1 protein-coding gene is annotated in these 345 nt (G+C 58.6%); it reads left to right on the forward strand.

Annotated elements, in window-relative coordinates:
- Window positions 1–345: transposase (locus tag FKW31_RS15885; protein WP_193562100.1), on the forward strand; the 345-nt coding region annotated here is incomplete at both ends.

The following is a 345-nucleotide window of genomic DNA, read 5'->3' on the forward strand; positions in this document are numbered from 1 at the left end:
TGGCACTGGGCTATGAAGATCTCAATGATCACGATGCCCTGCGGCATGACCTGATCTTTGGTCTGGCCTCGGGCCGTCTGTCAGGAGGCCGGGCAAACTGCGCAGCATTGGCCGGCAAATCCACCTTGAACCGGCTGGAGCGCAGTGGCCACAAGGCAGACCGTTACTGTCGCATCATTGCTGATCATGAAGCCCTGGCCGCGCTGTTCGTCACGCTCTTCATGGACCAGCATGACCGCGCGCCTGCCCGGATCATTCTGGATGTGGATGCCACCGATGACCGTATCCATGGCCATCAGGAAGGCCGCGCCTTTCATGGATATTACGGCCATAACTGCTATCTTC

The sequence above is a fragment of the Acetobacter sp. DmW_136 genome (genome assembly GCF_008690365.1).
Classification (GTDB): Bacteria; Pseudomonadota; Alphaproteobacteria; order Acetobacterales; family Acetobacteraceae; genus Acetobacter; species Acetobacter oryzifermentans.